This is a genomic window from Streptomyces sp. V4I23, from assembly GCF_030817975.1.
Classification (GTDB): domain Bacteria; phylum Actinomycetota; class Actinomycetes; order Streptomycetales; family Streptomycetaceae; genus Streptomyces.
The window spans coordinates 1,119,695-1,138,083 of the sequence record NZ_JAUSZW010000004.1; the positions used below are offsets into that span (position 1 = coordinate 1,119,695).

The 18,389-nt window shown below is 71.8% G+C and carries 16 protein-coding genes; 2 read left to right on the top strand and 14 right to left on the bottom strand.

Translation table 11 applies throughout. The features are described from left to right. Positions 1 to 71: 71 nt before the first annotated feature. The 14 genes from hpnH to QFZ82_RS07320 form a co-directional block, all read right to left on the bottom strand. The gene (gene hpnH, locus QFZ82_RS07255; protein WP_307712341.1) at positions 72 to 1,091 is read right to left on the bottom strand and encodes an adenosyl-hopene transferase HpnH; all 1,020 of its coding nucleotides are present in this window, start codon (positions 1,089 to 1,091) and stop codon (positions 72 to 74) included. A 5-nt stretch (positions 1,092 to 1,096) separates the two neighbouring features. Then, on the bottom strand, positions 1,097 to 1,762 hold the full coding sequence (locus tag QFZ82_RS07260; RefSeq protein WP_307712342.1) for a 1-hydroxy-2-methyl-2-butenyl 4-diphosphate reductase: 666 nt from the start codon (positions 1,760 to 1,762) through the stop codon (positions 1,097 to 1,099). Continuing rightward, positions 1,762 to 3,801, bottom strand: a complete 2,040-nt coding sequence (gene shc / locus QFZ82_RS07265; RefSeq protein WP_307712343.1) for a squalene--hopene cyclase — start codon at positions 3,799 to 3,801, stop codon at positions 1,762 to 1,764. The genes QFZ82_RS07260 and shc overlap by 1 nt, the downstream gene beginning before the upstream one ends. 133 nt (positions 3,802 to 3,934) lie before the next feature. After that, a complete protein-coding gene (locus tag QFZ82_RS07270) occupies positions 3,935 to 5,020 on the bottom strand; it encodes a polyprenyl synthetase family protein (RefSeq protein WP_307717651.1) in 1,086 nt (361 codons plus the stop codon). A 38-nt stretch (positions 5,021 to 5,058) separates the two neighbouring features. Further along, on the bottom strand, positions 5,059 to 6,444 hold the full coding sequence (gene hpnE / locus QFZ82_RS07275) for a hydroxysqualene dehydroxylase HpnE (protein ID WP_307712344.1): 1,386 nt from the start codon (positions 6,442 to 6,444) through the stop codon (positions 5,059 to 5,061). A 226-nt stretch (positions 6,445 to 6,670) separates the two neighbouring features. Next, a complete protein-coding gene (hpnD, locus tag QFZ82_RS07280) occupies positions 6,671 to 7,621 on the bottom strand; it encodes a presqualene diphosphate synthase HpnD (RefSeq protein ID WP_307712345.1) in 951 nt (316 codons plus the stop codon). Next, on the bottom strand, positions 7,618 to 8,535 hold the full coding sequence (gene hpnC, locus QFZ82_RS07285; protein ID WP_307712346.1) for a squalene synthase HpnC: 918 nt from the start codon (positions 8,533 to 8,535) through the stop codon (positions 7,618 to 7,620). The genes hpnD and hpnC overlap by 4 nt, the downstream gene beginning before the upstream one ends. A gap of 417 nt (positions 8,536 to 8,952) precedes the next feature. Next, a complete protein-coding gene (locus QFZ82_RS07290; RefSeq protein WP_307712347.1) occupies positions 8,953 to 9,750 on the bottom strand; it encodes an ABC transporter ATP-binding protein in 798 nt (265 codons plus the stop codon). Beyond that, entirely contained in the window at positions 9,743 to 10,672 is a 930-nt protein-coding gene (locus QFZ82_RS07295) for an ABC transporter permease (protein WP_307712348.1), read from the bottom strand. The genes QFZ82_RS07290 and QFZ82_RS07295 overlap by 8 nt, the downstream gene beginning before the upstream one ends. Before the next feature lie 84 nt (positions 10,673 to 10,756). Further along, positions 10,757 to 11,641 carry a glycosyltransferase family 2 protein gene (locus QFZ82_RS07300; protein WP_307712349.1) on the bottom strand — a complete coding sequence of 295 codons (885 nt, stop codon included), beginning with the start codon at positions 11,639 to 11,641 and terminating at the stop codon, positions 10,757 to 10,759. Next, positions 11,638 to 12,417, bottom strand: a complete 780-nt coding sequence (locus QFZ82_RS07305; RefSeq protein ID WP_307712350.1) for a CDP-alcohol phosphatidyltransferase family protein — start codon at positions 12,415 to 12,417, stop codon at positions 11,638 to 11,640. The genes QFZ82_RS07300 and QFZ82_RS07305 overlap by 4 nt, the downstream gene beginning before the upstream one ends. After that, complete coding sequence (locus QFZ82_RS07310; RefSeq protein ID WP_307712351.1) at positions 12,395 to 13,456, bottom strand: iron-containing alcohol dehydrogenase family protein; 1,062 nt, start codon at positions 13,454 to 13,456, stop codon at positions 12,395 to 12,397. Before QFZ82_RS07310 ends, QFZ82_RS07305 begins: the two co-directional genes overlap by 23 nt. Next, entirely contained in the window at positions 13,444 to 14,181 is a 738-nt protein-coding gene (locus QFZ82_RS07315; protein ID WP_177147445.1) for a sugar phosphate nucleotidyltransferase, read from the bottom strand. Before QFZ82_RS07315 ends, QFZ82_RS07310 begins: the two co-directional genes overlap by 13 nt. After that, positions 14,178 to 16,004: a DUF5941 domain-containing protein gene (locus QFZ82_RS07320; protein ID WP_307717652.1), complete on the bottom strand. Its 1,827-nt coding sequence runs from the start codon at positions 16,002 to 16,004 to the stop codon at positions 14,178 to 14,180. The genes QFZ82_RS07315 and QFZ82_RS07320 overlap by 4 nt, the downstream gene beginning before the upstream one ends. 282 nt (positions 16,005 to 16,286) lie before the next feature. On the opposite strand from QFZ82_RS07320, the gene galE reads away from it, so the two are divergent. Next, positions 16,287 to 17,270 (top strand): UDP-glucose 4-epimerase GalE, encoded by a 984-nt coding sequence (gene galE / locus QFZ82_RS07325; RefSeq protein WP_307712352.1) that lies wholly within the window; start codon positions 16,287 to 16,289, stop codon positions 17,268 to 17,270. A 141-nt stretch (positions 17,271 to 17,411) separates the two neighbouring features. Continuing rightward, entirely contained in the window at positions 17,412 to 18,353 is a 942-nt protein-coding gene (locus QFZ82_RS07330; protein ID WP_307712353.1) for a cation diffusion facilitator family transporter, read from the top strand. The last annotated feature ends 36 nt before the right edge of the window (positions 18,354 to 18,389 follow it).

Genomic DNA, 18,389 nt, shown 5'->3' on the forward strand with positions numbered 1-18,389 from the left:
CTTCACATGCTGGACGGCTCCGGGCCGCGGCGGGCCGGTCCGGCGGACCGCCGCTCGCCGCCGCCGTGGGATCACCGGCTGCCGCTGACCGTCTCGCGGGCGGCGCGCAGGGATTCCTTGAGCGAACCCATGGTGGCGAGCACGGCGGTCGGTTCGTAGCCGCAGTGCGCCATGCAGTTGGCGCAGCGCGGATCCTTGCCCCGTCCGTACTTGCTCCAGTCGGTGTCCTCGATGAGCTCGCGGTAGGTGGGGACGTAACCGTCGCTCATCAGGTAGCAGGGGCGCTGCCAGCCGAACAGCGAGTAGTTGGGGATGGCCCAGGCCGTGCAGGGGAAGTCGGCCTTGCCTTCGAGGAAGTCGAGGAAGAGCGGGGAGTGGTTGAGCCGCCAGCGCCGCCGGTTGCCGCCGGCGAACGCCTTCCTGAACAGCTCACGCGTCTGCTCGACACCGAGGAAGTGCTCCTGGTCGGGCGCCTTCTCGTAGGCGTACGCGGGCGAGATCATCATCTCGTCGACCTCGAGGTCGTCGTTGAGGTAGTTCAGGACCTCGATGACGGTCTGAGGGGTGTCGGTGTTGAAGAAGGTCGAGTTGGTGGTGACACGGAAGCCGCGGCGCTTGGCTTCCTTGATCGCCTCCACCGCCTCGTCGAACACCCCCTCCTTGGCGACCGACTCGTCGTGCCGCTCGCGCAGTCCGTCGATGTGCACGGCGAAGGCGAAGAAGGGTGACGGTTCGAAGTTCTCGATCTTCTTGCGCAGCAGCAGCGCGTTCGTGCAGAGAAAGACGTACTTCTTCCGGGACACCAACTGGCGGACGATCTCGCCGATCTGAGGATGCATCAGCGGTTCGCCGCCGGCGATGGAGACCATCGGGGCCCCGGACTCCAGCACCGCCCCGACCGCCTGCGCCACCGGCATCCGCTGCTTGAGCACGCCGGCGGGATGCTGGATCTTGCCGCACCCTTCGCACGCGAGATTGCAGGCGAACAGTGGTTCGAGTTCAACAATGAGGGGGAACTTCTCACGCCGGCGGAGCTTCTGTTCGAAGAGATACGTCCCGACCCTGATGGTCTGGCGGAGCGGCATGGCCATCTGGCTCACCTCCTGGGGAGCAGCAAAGAACGGTGCCATTCGTAGAAAGCAGGAAGGACGGCACGAAGAACGCGGAAAGCCGATATTCCACCGCGTACCGTGCCGATTCGGACCAGTTCGTGCTCCGGAGCATCCACGACCACCCGGACGGCCGCAACCGGGCGGGGGCCGGCGCGCAGCGCGCTGCTCAGCGTGGCCGCGGACTCCATGTCGACGGCGATCGCCCCGGTGGCCTCCAGCCGGGCGCGCTCGCTGCCCCGCACCACATGGTCGACGCCCGTCAGCAGGCCGCCGTGCACGGTGCGTCCCGGTACGGCCCTGGCCACCGCCTGGCGCAGCAGTCCGGCAGCCGTGCACGCGGTGGTGACCTCGTCGACGCGGGTCTCGTCCGCGACGACGAGGTCACCGGGGTGCATGCCCGGGGCCAGCCCCGCGCAGAAGCCGGAGGCGACGACGGCGGCCTCGCGCAGTGGGCTGCTCGCGCAGGCGGCGAGCACGGCCCGTTCGGCGTTGACCGGACCCATTCCGGTACGCAGCACCGTGACGTCCCCGGGCCCTCCGTCCGCGTCCAGGGCGCGGACGCCGCTGCGCAGGGCGGCCTTCTCGATACCGAGCGCGCAGGCGATCAGCAGCCGTGCGGCGGAGCCGGCCGGCTCCGGGGGACGGGCCATCATCCCCCCTTGCGGGTGTGCGCGCGGGCGGCGGGGGGTTCGCCGTGCACGAAGCGGCCCAGCGCGGTGAGCGGGAAGACCTGCCGGTACAGGTGGTAGTTGATGGAGAAGTCCCAGGGGAAGCCGGTCCCGGTGAACTGCGGCTCGTCCCAGGAGCCGTCCGCGCGCTGGGTGCGGGCGAGCCAGGCGACGCCCCGCCGGGCGGCCTTGCCGTCCTGCTCCCCCGCCGCGATCAGGGCCAGCAGCGCCCAGGCCGTCTGGGAGGCGGTGGAGGGCCCGTGCCCGATCCACTTCTCCTCGCGGTAGGAGCGCAGGTCCTCGCCCCAGCCGCCGTCGTCGTTCTGCACCGACTCCAGCCAGGCGACCGCCCGGCGCACGGCCGGGTGGGACCCGGGCAGTCCGGCCGCGGTGAGCGCGGGAACCACGGACCCCGTCCCGTAGAGGTAGTTGACGCCCCAGCGGCCGAACCAGGCGCCGTTCGGCTCCTGTTCGGCGAGCAGCCACTCGATCGCCCGGCGGGTCCGCGGGTGGCCCGCCTTGCCCTCGTACGCCAGCATCTCCACGACGTGCGCGGTGACGTCCGCCGACGGCGGGTCGACCACCTCGCCGAAGTCGCAGAACGGCAGCCGGTTGGGGAACGCGCTGGTGTTGTCCGCGTCGAACGCGCCCCAGGCGCCGTTCCCCGACTGCATGCCGAGGCTCCAGCGGACGCCGCGCTCGACGGCCGCGTCCAGACGCTCCGGGTCGGAGTGCCTGACCCTGCGCAGGGCCAGGATGACCTCGGCGGTGTCGTCGATGTCGGGGTAGTTGTCGTTGTGGAACTCGAACGCCCAGCCGCCCGGCGTCAGTCCGGGCCTGCGCACGGACCAGTCCCCGGGACGTACGACCTGCTCGCTGAGCATCCAGTCGGCGGCCCTGACCAGCGCCGGGTGGTCGGCGGGCAGGCCCGCGTCGGCCAGCGCGATGGTGGCGAGGCAGGTGTCCCAGACCGGCGACTGGCACGCCTCGATCATGCGGACGGGCAGTCCGTCCTGCTCGTACCAGACGGCGAACCGGTCCAGCGACTCCAGGCCGGCCCGCATCACGGGGTGTTCCAGGTCGTAGCCGAGCAGGTGCAGCGCGATCACGGAGTACACGGCGGGGGGCTGGATGCCGCCCCAGCAGCCGTCGTTCTCCTGGCGCTCGATGATCCAGCGGGCCGCGCTGTTCATGGCGGTACGGCGCAGACGGCGTGGGGCGACCTTGTGGTACAGGTGCAGGGCCTTGTCGGCGCGCTGGAAGAACCCGTCCCAACTCCTCGCGGGGGCAAGCGCTTGGGGCGGGCAGGGGTTGTCCGGATCGGTGTGCAGCTCCGCCAGCGGGAAAGGCGCCGGACGCACGGGCCGCTTGGCGGACACGACCGTGAGCGGGACGATCGTCTGCCGCGCCCACTGGCCGAAGTCGTAGATGTTCAGCGGGAACCATGGGGGCAGGAACATCAGTTCCGGCGGGAGCTCGGGCAGGTCCTCCCACTTCCACCAGCCGAACAGGGCGAGCCAGATCCGGGTGAAGACGCGGCTCGCGGCGATGCCGCCCCGCGAGCGGATCCACGCCGCCGCGCGCAGCATGTGCGGGTCGTCGGGCCGGTCCCCGGCGAGCCGCAGGGCGACGTACGCCTCGATGGTGGTGGACAGTTCACCGGGGCCGCCGTAGAACGTCGCCCAGGTGCCGTCCTCGCGCTGCTGCCCGCGCACGAATCGGGCGGAGGCCTCGGTGGTCCGCTCGTCCTGGATGCCGAGGAACTGCCGCAGCAGCAGATCCTCCGCGTCCATCGTCACATTGGTCTCGAGGTCGCCCTTCCACCAGCCCTGGGCGTCCTGGCGTCGGAGCAGATGGTCGACCGCCCGTTCCACCGCTTTCCCGGCGGCCTCGCGGACGTCCGCGGGGGCCTTCGGCCCCGTGGCCGTCGTGGCTGTGCCGGGTGCGGGGGCGGTCGTGTTGCCGGCAGCGGCACCCGAGGCCCGCAGGGGCCCGTTGCCTCCGTCGGTCGTCGCTGTCATGGCTTCCCCTTCGTTGCAGTGGTCCTCTGCTGTGCTGGGGTCTCCGTCGGCCGGTGACGCTCGGGGTCACCGGCCGGCGACGCGATTCATATGGCGCGGCTGACGCTCCGCCTCGTGCTGCGTGTGATGGTGATCATCTCTTCCGTACGACGACGAAGTCCGCGAGCGCCACGAGCTGCGCGCGGATCCGTTCCGGCATGTCGACGCCGTCGAGGGCCTCGATCGCGACGGCGTGCTGGCGGCGGGCCTCCTGGGAGGTCCACTCGCGGCCGCCCGCCTCCTCGATCAGGGCGGCCCTGGCGGCGAACTCCTCCTCGGAGAAGCTGTCGAAGTCGTTGCTCTTGGCGTCGGCCGCGAGCAGCGCGCCGAGGCGCTCGGAGGCCGGGCCGCCGGCGGCGAGCGCGGCGACGACCGGCAGGGACTTCTTGCGCTGGCGCAGGTCGCTCCACGTCTGCTTGCCGGTGGCGACGGGGTCGCCCCAGATGCCGAGCAGGTCGTCGACGGCCTGGAAGGCCAGCCCGAGGTGGTAGCCGTACGCCTCCAGGGTGTCGGCGGTACGGTCGTCGGCGCCGCCGAGGACCGCGCCGATGGAGACGGCGCAGGCCAGCAGCGCGCCGGTCTTGTTGCCCTCCATCTCCAGGCACTCCTCGACGGTGACCCGCTCCCGGTGCTCGTAGGAGATGTCCTGGGCCTGGCCGTCGATGAGCTTGCGCGTCGCGGTGGTCAGGCGGCGGGTGGCGCGGCCCGCCTCCACGGTGCCGATCTCCAGCAGGAGTTCGTTGGCGAGCGCGAAGAGGGCGTCGCCGACGAGGATGGCCTGCGCGGGGCCGTGCACCTTCCACACCGTGTCACGGTGCCTGCGCTGCTCGTCGCCGTCCATCAGGTCGTCGTGCAGGAGCGAGAAGTTGTGCACGAGCTCGACCGCGACCGCGCCGGGAATGCCGACCTCGGGCGCGGCCCCGGCCGCCTCGGCCGACAGCAGCGCGAGCGCGGGGCGCACCGCCTTGCCGCCGTCGCCGTCCGAGGGGCGGCCCTCGGCGTCGATCCAGCCGAAGTGGTAGGCGGCCACGGTGTCCATGGGCGGGGCGAGCCGGTTCACGGCGGCGCGCAGCACCGGCGTGGACAGGGTGCGGCCGCGCTCCAGCAGCGCGGCGATGTCCGTGGCTTCCACGGCCTGGGCGGTCTGTGCGGTGTCTTCAGCCGGGTTCGCCGAGGGCACTGTCGGCACGCTTACTCCTCTTGTTCCAGTACTGGTGCTCACGCCGCCTCCTTGAGCGGATGTTCATGGCGACGGCCGAGCGCGGAGAGCGCGGCACCGGCGGCACTGAACCCGCTGCGCACGGCGCCCTCCATGGTCGCGGGCCAGCCGGTGGCAGTCCACGCGCCAGCAAGGTACAGGCCGGGGGCGCGCGTGCGCGCCCCCGGCCGCAGACGGCCGACGCCGGGGGCGGGCGCGAACGTCGCCGTGCGCTCCCGGGTGACGAAGAAGTCGCGGACGCGTGCGCCGCGCGCAGCGGGCAACAGCCGTTCCAGTTCGGGCAGGTAGCGCTCGCGCAGCACGGCGACGGGATCGTCGATCTCGTCCTCCGCCGCCGACTGCGACAGCGCCAGGTACTGGCCCTCGGTGCACCCGGAGGCGTGGGTGCGGTCGAAGACCCACTGCACGGGGGTGCCGAGCGCGGCGAAGAACGGGCGGCGCAGCACCTTGCGGTCGTACACGACATGGACGTTGAGGATCGGGGCGGTGCCGATGTCCAGCAGTCGGCCGGGCTCGTGCACGGCCCCTTCCGGCAGCAGGGCGTGGGCCTCGCGCTGCGCCACGGCGAGGACGACGGCGTCGGCGTACAGCGTCTCGCCGCCGGCCGCCACCTGCCAACGGCCGCCTTCGGCACGGGTGATGCCCCGCACGCGGGTGGAGAGTCCGATGCGCACACCGGCCGCGTCGAGCGCCTTGCGGGCGAGGGTGTCGTGCAGCTCGCCGAGGGGTACGCGTGCCCAGCCGATGTCGGCGGCGCCGGGCTCGGAGAGCAGCCCGGTCTTGAAGACCATGGCGGCGAGGCCCATGGAGGCGTGCGGTGCACGGGCGTTGAGGGTCGCGACGCCGACGAGGTCCCACAGGGCGGCGACGGCGCGCGGCGACTGGCCGTGCCGGCCGAGCCAGGTGGCGAAGTCGATGCCGTCGAGCGCGGGGTCGGCGGGGTCGAGCCTGCCCAGCGCCATCGCGGCGCGTGCGACGCCGGCGCGCTCGGCGAGCGAGAGGTGCGGGTAGGCGGCGAGCCCGCCCGCGAGGTGCAGCGGTACGGGCAGGGCGGTACGCCGCAGCCGGCCGAGCCGCGGTCCGCCGGGAGCCGCCACGTCGAGTACGGGGACGTCCAGCCGGTCCTGCACGGGCGCCAGCCGTGCGGCGTCGATGCGGTCGAGGAACCAGCGGTAGGCGGTGCAGCAGCGCAGGTAGACGTGCTGGCCGTTGTCGACGGTGAGGTCGCCGCGGCGGAAGGAGAAGGCGAGTCCGCCGAGGCGCGGCCGTCCCTCGAGGAGCGTGACCTCGAGTCCGGCCTCGGCGAGTTGCAGCGCGGCGGTGGCTCCGGCGATACCGCCTCCGACGACCACGGCGTGCGGCCCCACGGTGTCGTCGCCCGTCATCGGGTCTCCCTCCTCCGAGGCGTCACGGACATGCTCCCCGCCGCGGGCGCCTCCGGGTGGGGATGCGGCGCATGCGGGCATGGCACGGCCCCGCGGGTGCGTACCGCCAGCAGCTGCGCGGCTCCCGGAAGGCCTGCCGGCCACCGCGCGGCGCGAGCGTGCGGCGGTGGGATGCGCCGGGCGGGAGGGGCGAGCGGCCCTCGCGGGGCCGCGACCGCGAGAGGCTTCACGCGCGGCCCCCCTGCGTGCGGCGGCCGATGTGGCGGGCGTCGAGACCCGAGAGGCCGCGGACCGCCACGTACGCCTTCTCGTGGGCGGGCAGGGATACCCGGCCGCGCAGCACCGCCTCGGGGTCGCGCTCGATGCGGTCGAGCAGGCGGCGGTAGATGCCCGCCATGGCGGCGACGCAGGCGCCGCTGCGGCGGTCGAGCATGGGCAGCAGCCGGTAGCCCTCGGCGAACAGCGCCCGGGCGCGGCGCGCTTGGAAGTGGACCAGGCCCACGAAGTCGGCCCCCGGCGGCGGGGTCGTGCTGTGGAAGCCCGCGGAGCAGCCGAACCTCGCGAGGTCGTCGGCGGGCAGGTAGCCGCGCCCGTTGGCGGCGTCCTCGCGAACGTCGCGGAGGATGTTGGTCAGTTGCAGGGCGAGGCCGAGCGTATCGGCGTACTCGGCGGCACGTTCGGCGCCGCGTGCGCCGGGCTGAGTGCCGAACACGCCGAGCGAGAGCCGGCCGATCGCGCCCGCGACACAGCGGCAGTAGACCTTGAGGTCGTCCCAGGTCTCGTACGTCTTGCCGCGCACGTCCATCAGGACGCCGTCGATGAGCTCGTCGAGCCCGTCCAGCGGCAGGGGGAAGCGCTGTGCCGCGTCGGCGAGCGCGACGGCGACGGGGTCGGTGTCGTCGTCGTCGACGGCGCCCTTGCGGACGCGGTCGAGCAGCTGCCGGGTGTCCTCCAGCCGGGCGTACTTGGACTCGGGGGTCAGCGCACCGTCACCGATGTCGTCGACCCGCCGGGAGAACGCGTACAGCGCCGACATGGCCTGGCGCTTGTCGGCCGGCAGCAGCCGGATTCCGTAGGCGAAGTTGCGGGCCTGCTGCCCGGTCACGGCCTCGCAGTAGCGGTACGCGGCCTGTACCGGCGCGGGCGTCTGGCGCGATCCCTCCATCGTCCGGCTCATCCCTTCCTGCGTGCTCTTCGCAAGACCGCTCCCGTTTCGCGCAGCACGTGGGCCTTCGCGGCTTTGGGCGGTCCGGGCAGCACATCATGTCCGGCCGTGGCGATCGCGGCGAGGGCGGCGCGCCCACCGCCGACGAATCCGGCGAGGAGCAGCCGCAGCCTGCCGTGCACGCTGCCCACGAGCGCCGTGCCCTCGTCGAGGAGGTCGCGGGCCCGCCGGGACTCGTAGGCGATCAGTGCCCGCACCGAGGCGTTCGCCGTGGGGGCGGCGAGGTCCTCCTCGGTGACGCGGAAGCGCTCGAGGTCCTCGGCGGGCAGGTAGACGCGGTCGCGGGCGAGGTCCTCGGCGACGTCCTGGAGGTGCTCGACGATCTGCAGCGCGGTGCACACGGCATCGGAACGGCGGATGCGCTCGGGGCTCGACGTGCCGGTGATCGCGAGGACCATCCGGCCGACGGTGGTGGCCGACAACTCGCAGTAGGCGCGCAGGTCGTCCCAGGTCTCGTAGCGGCGGACGAGCTGGTCCTGCCGGTTGGCGGCGATGAGGCCGAGGAAGGGCTCGGGGGTGAGCGAGCGGCGGCGGACGGTGGGCCGCAGGGCACGCAGCAGCGGATGACGCGGGGCGTCGCCGGCCGGGTCGAAGACGCGGCGCAGGTCGGCCTCGAAGGCATCCAGGAGGACGAGCGGATCGTCGGCCTCGGCGGGGCCGACACCGAGGCTGCGGGCGTCGGCGCCGCCGGGGGCGAGGTCGCCGTCACCGATGTCGTCGACGAGGCGGGCGAATCCGTAGACGGCCATGAGGTCGTCGCGCCAGTCACGCGGGAGGAAGAAGGGGGCGACGGGGAAGTTCTCGTGGGCGGCCTTGTCGAGGGTCGAGCGGGCGGAGACCTCGCGCGCCTCACGGGCGGCCGTCACCGCGCACTGCCCGGTACGACGGGGACGGCACAGGCGTGGCGGAGCTGGAGAGATTCCGTCATGGCCGTCACATCTCCCGTTCTACACTGCCGACCCAATACATCCTATTTCGGACACGCCGCCGCCCATCCTCGTCTCCGGTGACTGCCCGACCCTTGAGGCGGAAGGGATAAATCCCCCCACATGCCGCGATTCCGCACCGCTACAGCTTACGTTGTACAACGCACAACGCGGCTGTGGGGTGCCGCGCACCCGGGGGCCGGCAGCCCGATTCGCCCCAACCTTCCCCGGACGTATGGGGCTTGACCCTTGCCTGGTGGTCCGTGCGCATCCGGAGGGGCACGGCGAGAGGACGCGACCGGTGCACGGGGCCCCCGCCGCTCGGCCTGCGACAGGGGGCCCGGGACGTCGTGACGGCTACTTGCCGGTCTCCTTCTCGTACGCCTTGATGACCTCGTCGGTCGGGCCGTCCATCAGCAGCTCGCCCTTCTCCAGCCACAGGACCCGGTCGCAGGTGTCCCTGATCGACTTGTTGCTGTGGCTGACCAGGAAGACCGTGCCGGCCTCCTTGCGGAGCTCGCGGATGCGCTCCTCGGAGCGGATCTGGAAGCGGCGGTCGCCGGTGGCCAGTGCCTCGTCGATCATCAGGACGTCGTGGTCCTTGGCGGCGGCGATGGAGAAACGGAGCCTGGCCGCCATGCCGGAGGAGTACGTGCGCATGGGCAGGGTGATGAAGTCGCCCTTCTCGTTGATGCCGGAGAAGTCGACGATGTCCTGGTAGCGCTCGCGGATCTCCTCACGCGACATGCCCATGGCCAAGCCGCCGAGTATGACGTTCCGCTCACCTGTGAGGTCGTTCATCAGCGCGGCGTTGACGCCGAGCAGCGAGGGCTGTCCGTCGGTGTAGACCCTGCCGCTCTCGGCGGGCAGCAGGCCGGCGATCGCCCGCAGGAGGGTCGACTTGCCGGAGCCGTTGGTGCCGATGAGGCCGATGGCCTCGCCGCGGTAGGCGGTGAAGGACACACCGCGTACGGCGTGCACCTTGCGCACCCCGCGGGACTCGCCCTTGTCGCGGCGCAGGATCCGGCTCAGGGCCGCGGTGGCGCTCCCCCTGCCACCGCCGCCCGCGTTGACGCGGTAGACGATGTGGACGTCGTCCGCGATGACGGTCGGCACGCGTGCGGTGGACCTGTTGTCGTTCTTGTCGTCAGCCACGGCCGTACCGCTCCTCAGCCTTCCAGAAGTACACGAAGCCCGCGAAGCCGGTCACGACGGCCCAGCCGACGGCCGACGCCCACACGTGCGAGGGCAGGTTCTCGGAACCGTAGCCGTCGATCAGGGCGAAACGGACCAGGTCCATGTAGAGCGCCGCCGGGTTGTACATCAGGACGTCGGCGATCCAGGCCGGCCGGTCGGCGAGCATGATCGGGATGGAGAACATCACACCCGACGCGTACATCCAGGTCCGCATGACGAACGGCATGAGCTGGGCCAGGTCCGGGGTCTTCGAACCGAGCCGCGCCATGATCATGGCCAGGCCGGTGTTGAACAGGAACTGCAGGGCCAGCGCCGGGAGCACCAGGAACCACGACCAGGTCGGGTAGCTGCCGAACGCCACGACGATGGCGACCAGCACGATCATCGAGAACAGCAGCTGCTGGAGCTGCTGGAGCGCGAAGGAGATCGGCAGCGAGGCGCGCGGGAAGTGCAGGGCGCGGACCAGGCCCAGGTTGGACGAGATCGCGCGGACGCCGGCCATCACCGAGCTCTGCGTGAACGTGAACACGAACACACCGGTCACCAGGAACGGCACATAGACCTCGACCGGCATGCCCCGGCTGGCCTTCAGGATCAGACCGAAGATCAGGAAGTAGACCAGCGCGTTGAGCAGCGGGGTCGCCACCTGCCACAGCTGGCCGAGCTTCGCCTGGCTGTACTGGGCCGTGAGCTTGGCCTGCGAGAAGGCCAGGATGAAGTGGCGCCGCCCCCACAGCTGCCTGACGTACTCGGCCAGGCCGGGACGGGCGCCGGAGACCGACAGTCCGTACTTGGCGGCGAGCTGAGCCGGCGAGAGGCCGTCGTCGGGCGACGGCGTGGGGCTCATCGCGACGGCACCGTCATGGGTTGTGTCACTCACAAGTTGAAACTTCCGTGTTCACGATGCGGGGCTGATCGGGGCTCTGTGTGTCCTTCGGCCCAGATGCTCTCAGAACCGAGCTTGTCAGACGACAGGAGGTCGGCCCAGCTTGGTGAGCCGCCACACAGTACGCCACTTCATGGGACGGCGCGGTCCGCAGGGGGTCCGCCACCCCTCCGCGAAGCCCCTGAACCACGCCTTCAGCGCGGGCACCGTGGGCCGGCGCAGCAGCGTGAGCAGCACCCAGACGCCCAGGTAGACGGGGATGAGCGGCGCTGGCAGATTGCGGCGGGCCACCCACACGCGGTTGCGGGCCACCATGCGGTGGTAGACCGCGTGCCGCGAGGGCGGCATCGTGGGGTGGAGCAGGACGATGTCCGCGCGGTAGTCGATGGCCCAGCCCGCGTCGAGCGCGCGCCAGGCGAGGTCGGTCTCCTCGTGGGCGTAGAAGAACTCGTCGGGCAGCCCGCCGACCTCCTCGATGACCTCGGTCCGCACGGCGTTGGCGCCGCCGAGGAAGGTCGTCACGCGCGAGGAGCGCATCGGGTCGGAGGCGCGCAGCCGCGGGACGTGGCGGCGCTGGGTGAGCCCGGTCTCCGGGTCGGCGATGCGGAAGCTGATGATGCCGAGCCGCGGGTCGGCGTCGAAGGCCTGGCGCACCAGTTCGCCGGTGTCGGCGCCCGGCAGCAGGCCGTCGTCGTCGAGGAAGAGCAGGACGTCGACGTCCCTGCCGGACGGGCCGAACGCCTCGATGCCCACGTTGCGTCCGCCCGGGATGCCGAGGTTCTCGGGCAGGTCCACGGTCCGCACGCCTTCGGGGACGTCGAGCACGGGGGCGCCGTTGCCGACGACGACGACCTCGATCCGGTCGCCGTGCTGCCCCGCGACCGAGTCGAGGAGCGCGCGCAGTTCGTCGGGGCGGTTCCCCATGGTGATGACGACCGCGCCCAGCTTGAGCGGAGCCGTCATTTGAGCCTGCTCGACGCCAGGATCGAGACCAGATGCAGAACCGTCTGCAGCAGCGCGATGCCGGCCAGCAAGGCGACGCCGAGGCGCGAGAAGAACAGGTCTCCCCGCAGCTGGTCCAGGACGGCCAGCACCAGGATGAGCAGGGACGCCTCGATGCCGAGGACCAGCCGGTGGAACTTCAGCGCGGCGGCGGCCCGGCGGGCGAGCGCCATGCCGGAGGAGCGCGGCTCGGCCGCCGCCTCCTTGACCGGGGGCAGCCCGCCCTGGTGGCGGGCGACGCCGACCAGGTCGGTCTCCGCCTTGATCAGGATCGCGCCGAGCGCGGCGAGCGTGCCGAGGAAGGCCCACAGCCAGTCGATCCGCCCGCTGCCCCACAGGTCCGCGGCGCGCAGGCCGAAGCCCACCAGGACCGCCGCGTCGCACAGGTAGGCGCCGACCCGGTCCAGATACACGCCGGACAGCGAGAACTGCTTCTTCCAGCGGGCCACCTCACCGTCGACGCAGTCGAGCAGCAGGTACAGCTGGACCGCCACCACGCCGAGGACGGCACCCCAGATCCCCGGCACCAGCAGCGCCGGAGCGGCGAGGACGCCCGCGAGAGTCATCAGGTAGGTCAGCTGGTTCGGCGTGACCCGGGTGTTCACCAGGGAGCGGGTGACGCGCAGCGAGATCTCCCGCATGTACAGGCGCCCGCCCCAGTGCTCTCCGCTGCGCCGGTCCTTCACACCCGCCGGGTGAACGACCGGACGCAGTTCAGCTACGGATGGTCTTGGCATAGTCGGCGTACGCGTCCCTGATCTGGTCGGTGGTGAGGTCGAGGTGCTCGAGGACGGTGAACCGTCCCGGGCGGGTCTGCGGTGCGTACTCCACGGCGCGGACGAACTCCTCCGTGGAGAACCCGATCTCCTCCGGCAGCACCGGCAGCCCGTGCCGGCGCAGTGCCTCGGCGAACAGGGCCGCGTCGTCGCGCGCACCGCGCAGGTGCATCGCGAACGCGGCGCCGAGGCCGACCTGCTCGCCGTGGCTGGCGGCCCGCTTGGGGTAGAGGAGGTCGAAGGCGTGGCTGATCTCGTGGCAGGCGCCGGACGAAGGCCGGGAGTCGCCGCTGATCGACATGGCGATGCCGGAGAGCACCAGGGCCTCGGCGAGGACGGTGAGGAATTCGTCGTCGCCGACGCCGCCGGGGTGGCGCAGCACGGCCTCACCGGCGGTGCGGGCCATGGCCGCGGCGAGGCCGTCCACCGGCTCGCCGTTGACGCGGTGGGAGAGCTCCCAGTCGGCGATCGCCGAGATGTTGGAGATCGCGTCGCCGATGCCGGAGCGGACGAAGCGCACGGGAGCGTCGCGGACCACGCCGAGGTCGATGACCATGGCGATCGGCGAGGGCACGCCGTAGGAGCCGCGGCCGTTGTCGTTGTCCAGGATGGAGATCGGCGAGCACAGGCCGTCGTGCGCGAGGTTGGTCGCTACGGCCACGAGCGGAAGCCCGACCCGGGCCGCGGCGTACTTCGCCACGTCGATGATCTTGCCGCCGCCGAGGCCGACGACCGCGTCGTACCGGCTGCCCTTTATGTCGTCGGCGAGCTTGACCGCGGCGTCGATGGTGCCGTCGCAGACCTCGTACCAGTCGGCGCCCGGCAGCGCGGGCGCCAGACGCTCGCGCAGCGGCTGCCCGGAGCCGCCGCTGACGGCGAAGGCGAGCTTGCCGGACGCGGAGATGCGCTGGTCCGCCAGGAGCGCGGCCAGATCGTCCAGGGCTCCCGCGCGGATGTCGACGACGACCGGGGAAGGGATGAGCCGGGTCAGTACAGGCACGCGATCTCACGGCCCTTCGCGAGGTCGTCGTGGTTGTCGATCTCGACCCACCTGACGTCCCCGATCGGGGCCACGTCGATCGTGAAACCGCGATGGACGAGCTCCTGGTAGCCATCCTCGTAGTAGAGGTCCGGGTCACGCTCGAAGGTGGCCTTCAGCGCGTCGGCGAGATCGGCGGCGGCGTCGGGCTCGATGAGGGTGACACCGATGTACTCGCCGGTGGCGTCGGCCGGGTCCATGAGCTTGGTGATCCGCCGGACGCCCTTGCCGTCGGCCGTGACGACCTTCATCTCCTCGTCGGCGAGGTTCTTCACCGTGTCGAGGGCGAGAATGATCCGCCGGCCGTTTCCGCGGGCGGCGAGGAGCGTCTTCTCGACCGACACGGGGTGCACGGTGTCGCCGTTGGCGAGGATGACGCCCTCGGCGAGGACGTCACGGGCGCACCACAGGGAGTAGGCGTTGTTCCACTCCTCGGCCTTGTCGTTGTCGACGAGGGTGAGCTTCAGACCGTACTTCGCCTCGAGCGCCGCCTTGCGCTCGTAGACGGCCTCCTTGCGGTAGCCGACGACGATCGCGGCCTCGGTGAGCCCGATCTCGGCGAAGTTGCCGAGGGTGAGGTCCAGGACGGTGGTGTCGCCGTCCACAGGCACGAGGGCCTTCGGGAGCGTGTCGGTGTAGGGGCGAAGACGCCTTCCGGCACCGGCTGCCAGTACGAGGCCGATCATGCGGGTTCTCCTTCGTCATGTACTGCGGGTGCTCCCCGCTTATGAGCGGTCACCCAGAAGCGGATGCTCTCGGCCAGCACCACGAGCGCGACAGCCACGGCGACGACCGTCAGCGCGATGGTGAAGTCCGTGCCGTTCAGCAGGAAGGCCGCCAGCGCGACCGCCAGGACCCGCCCCTCGTGCCCGCCGATCACCCGCACCAGCCAGTGCGGGGGCGCGCCCGTACCGCCGCGTATGCGGTACACCGTGTCGTAGTGATGGTAGGCGACTGCCGCCACCAGCCCGAAAGCTGCCGGTAGCGCCCCGTTCACCTCCGCGTGAGCGGCGAGGACGAGGACGGTGCCGTACTCGGCGGCCCGGAACACCGGGGGCACCAGCCAGTCGAGGGCGCCCTTGAGGGGCCGCGCGACCGCGATGCCGGAGGTGACCGCGTAACCGGCGGCCGCCGCGACGGTCCACCCGGAGCCGAAACCGGTGAAGGCGGCTGTGGCCACGACCGCGGCGGCACCGGTGAAGGCCGCCGCGAGCGGTATGAGCCCGGGGAGGTCGCGCACCCTCTTCGCGGCGGCACGCGCCACCGCCTGGGCCAGCGGACCGGAGTCGGCGAGGTCCGCGAGCGCCCGGGCGGCGCGGTCGGTTCGGTGCGCCCTACGGGTCAGGGAGCGCAGCACGCGGCCGGCGGTGGTGTAGCAGGCGGCGAGGGAGCAGCCGACCAGGAGGGCCCAGAAAACGATACGGGGGGTGGTGACGGCGGTGAGCACCGCGATCATGGCCCAGCGCTCGCCGATCGGCAGCACTATCATCCGGCGCACCCACACCGTCCAGCCGACGCTGTCGAGCCTGTCCGACAGGGCGGCCGTGGGACTCGTGTTCGCTGTGGCGTCGTGGTTGGCCTCGTTGAACGAGAAGTCGACGACGTGCCGGCAGGTCTGCAGGACCATCGCGCCGAGCGCGAGCGCCCATACGTCGTCGCCGCCGGCGCGTGCGGCGCCGAGGGCGAGACCGGCGTAGTAGGCGTACTCCTTGGCGCGGTCGAAGGTGGCGTCCAGCCAGGCGCCCAGCGTCGAGTACTGCAGCGAGTAGCGGGCGAGCTGGCCGTCGGTGCAGTCCAGGACGAAGGAGACGAGCAGCAGCACTCCGGCCGCGACGAAGCCCGGGCGGGTGCCGGTCGCCGCGCATCCGGCGGCGATCAGCGCGGTGAGCAGCGAGGCGGTGGTGACCTGGTTCGGGGTCAGTCCGCGGCGGGCGCACCAGCGGGCGATGTAGCGGGAGTACGGGCTGATGCAGAAGGTCGTGAAGAAGCCGTCGCGCGCCTTGACGGCGGAGCGCAGGCGGACGGCCTCGTCGTCGACGGCCTCGACCGCCGCGCGGACCAGGTGCCTCTGCTCCGCCTCGGTGGGCACCTCGGCGACCAGGGAGCCCAGCTCGGGGCGGTGCACGGTGGCACCCCCGGCTTCGAGGGCGGTGGCGACGTCGCCCACCAGCCCGGCCCCGGTGACGGCGGCCGCCCCTGCGGGCACGGTCGCCGTGACCGTGCGCACTGCCGCGGTCAGCGCGGCGCGGGCGGCCGGCTGGGCGGTCAGCGCCCCGGTGACGGCGGCGGCAGGGAAGCGGGGGTCGGTCAGGGCCAGCCGCAGGGCGTGCACGTGTCCGACGAAGCGGGGGTCGACCAGGGCGACACGCTCGGCTCCCGGCACGTCCGCGACGAGCGCGGCGGTGTGCTCGGGACCTTTGGCGACGTGCACGTCGAAGCCCAGCGACCGCAGATCGCCTTCGAGCGGCGATCCGGGTACCGGCGGACCGGTGAGGATGGCGGTCGACAGACGAACTCACTCCTTGGAGCTGACGATGCACTGACACGGCGGCTCGGCCCGGTCCCCGGGCGGCGGCACGTCGGCTGAGGCTATCGGATGAAGGGGAGCGGGAATTCATCGGCCGTTCACGCCTCGGAGGCCCGCCGGGATCATCATGGTCGATCACCGCCTCGCCGGACAAACCGCGGCCGGACGCCGGGGCAGGGCCGGGCGGCCTGAAGGGAACGGGACACGGCGGCGGACACCGCGTGCGGGGACGGGGCACCGGGGACACGGCCTAGGGTGGCCGTCATGACTTGGCTGATCACAGGTGGAGCGGGTTATATCGGCGCGCATGTGGCGCATGCCATGACGGCGGCCGGTGAGCGGGTCGTGGTGCTCGACGACCTGTCCTCGGGCATCCCCGAGCGGCTGCCGGAGAGCGTCCCGCTGGTACGCGGTTCCGTGCTCGACCAGGAGCTCGTGGCCCGCACACTCGCCGGCCACGGAGTCACCGGCGTCGTCCATCTCGCGGCGAAGAAGCAGGTCGGGGAGTCCGTCGAGCAGCCGCTGCGCTACTACCGGGAGAACGTGCACGGCCTGACGGTCCTGCTGGAGGCGGTCGTCGCGGCGGGGGTGCGGCGGTTCCTGTTCTCGTCGTCGGCGGCCGTGTACGGGATGCCGGGAACGGACCTCGTCCCGGAGAGCGCCCCCTGTGCGCCGATCAACCCGTACGGGGAGACGAAGCTCACCGGTGAGTGGCTGGTGCGGGCGGCGGGCCGCGCTCACGGCCTGGCCACGGCCTGCCTTCGGTACTTCAACGTGGCGGGCTCCGCCGCGCCCGAGCTGTCGGACACGGGCGTGTTCAACATCATCCCGATGTTCTTCGACAGGATCACGCGGGGCGAGGCCCCGCGCATCTTCGGTGCGGACTATCCGACACCGGACGGCACGTGCATCCGCGACTACATCCACGTCGCGGACCTGGCCGACGCGCATCTGGCCGTGGCCCGGCGGCTGGCCGAACCGGACGCCGCCGGCGATCTGACGGTGAACATCGGACGCGGCGTGGGGGTCTCGGTGCGCGAGCTCGCCGATCTGGTGGCCGAGGTCACCGGCCGGCCCTTCGTCCCCGTCGTGGAGGAGCGCCGGCCCGGGGACGCCGCGAAGGCGGTCGCCTCGGTCGATCTGATCACCAAGGAACTGGGCTGGACGGCCTCGTACGGGGTACGGGAGATGGTCGAGTCCGCCTGGGAGGGCTGGCTCCGTCGGCACCCCGAAGCCGCGGCCCGCTGATCGCACAAGCGTCTGACCTGCACGCATTTCCGCAGGTCAGGGCACATTACAACGGTGTTCAGTGCCGTGTTGACCATACCCCCCACCCGTAGTTCACTGAGGCCTGGACGACACCGCCGACACCGGCTTGGAGGCATCCTCATGGGGGCTGGGCACGACCACGGACATACGCACGGCGGGCCGCCGCCGACGGGGACCGCGGCCGCCGCCTACAAGGGACGGCTTCGCATCGCCCTCTCCATCACGCTGGGCGTGATGGTTCTGGAGATCGTCGGTGGTGTGCTGTCCGGCTCGCTCGCCCTGATCGCGGACGCCGCCCACATGGCGACGGACGCCGTCGGACTGGCCATGGCCCTGCTCGCCATCCACTTCGCCAACCGCCCGGCCGGGCTGAACCGCACCTTCGGCTTCGCGAGGGCGGAGATCCTCGCCGCGCTCGCCAACTGCCTGCTGCTGCTCGGCGTCGGCGGCTACCTGCTGTTCGAGGCGGTCGAGCGCTTCATCACACCGGCCGAGACCCGCGGCGGCCTGACCGTCGCGTTCGCCCTCGTCGGCCTGGTCGCCAACATGGTCTCGCTCTCCCTCCTGGTACGCGGTCAGAAGGAGAGCCTGAACGTCCGCGGCGCCTACCTGGAGGTGCTCGCCGACGCGCTCGGCTCGGTCACCGTGCTGGTGTCGGCCGGCATCATCCTGGGCACGGGCTGGCAGTACGCCGACCCGATCGCGTCCCTCGTCATCGGCCTCATGATCGTCCCGCGCACGCTGCGGCTGCTGCGCGAGACACTCAACGTGCTGCTGGAGGCGGCGCCCAAGGGCGTCGACATGGGCGAGGTCCGGGCGCACATGCTGGCGCTGCCGGGCGTGGAGGACGTGCACGACCTGCACGCCTGGACGATCACCTCGGGCATGCCGGTGCTCTCCGCCCATGTGGTGGTGACCCAGGACGTGCTGGACGCGGTGGGGTACGAGAAGCTCCTCCACGAACTCCAGGGCTGCATCGGCGACCACTTCGACGTCGAGCACTGCACGTTCCAGCTGGAGCCCGTCGGGCACGCGGAGCACGAGGCGAAACTCTGTCACTGAGCGGGCGCCTTGTTGCTAGCGTTCGGCCGGGGCGAT

What these genes read in the sequence shown, in the direction of transcription:
- hpnH (WP_307712341.1), bottom strand. Translation starts at nt 1,091, where the DNA reads ATGGCCATGCCGCTCCGCCAGACCATCAGGGTCGGGACGTATCTCTTC.
- QFZ82_RS07260 (WP_307712342.1), bottom strand. Translation starts at nt 1,762, where the DNA reads ATGGCCCGTCCCCCGGAGCCGGCCGGCTCCGCCGCACGGCTGCTGATC.
- shc (WP_307712343.1), bottom strand. Translation starts at nt 3,801, where the DNA reads ATGACAGCGACGACCGACGGAGGCAACGGGCCCCTGCGGGCCTCGGGT.
- hpnE (WP_307712344.1), bottom strand. Translation starts at nt 6,444, where the DNA reads ATGACGGGCGACGACACCGTGGGGCCGCACGCCGTGGTCGTCGGAGGC.
- hpnD (WP_307712345.1), bottom strand. Translation starts at nt 7,621, where the DNA reads ATGAGCCGGACGATGGAGGGATCGCGCCAGACGCCCGCGCCGGTACAG.
- QFZ82_RS07300 (WP_307712349.1), bottom strand. Translation starts at nt 11,641, where the DNA reads ATGACGGCTCCGCTCAAGCTGGGCGCGGTCGTCATCACCATGGGGAAC.
- QFZ82_RS07305 (WP_307712350.1), bottom strand. Translation starts at nt 12,417, where the DNA reads ATGCCAAGACCATCCGTAGCTGAACTGCGTCCGGTCGTTCACCCGGCG.
- QFZ82_RS07315 (WP_177147445.1), bottom strand. Translation starts at nt 14,181, where the DNA reads ATGATCGGCCTCGTACTGGCAGCCGGTGCCGGAAGGCGTCTTCGCCCC.
- galE (WP_307712352.1), top strand. Translation starts at nt 16,287, where the DNA reads ATGACTTGGCTGATCACAGGTGGAGCGGGTTATATCGGCGCGCATGTG.
- QFZ82_RS07330 (WP_307712353.1), top strand. Translation starts at nt 17,412, where the DNA reads ATGGGGGCTGGGCACGACCACGGACATACGCACGGCGGGCCGCCGCCG.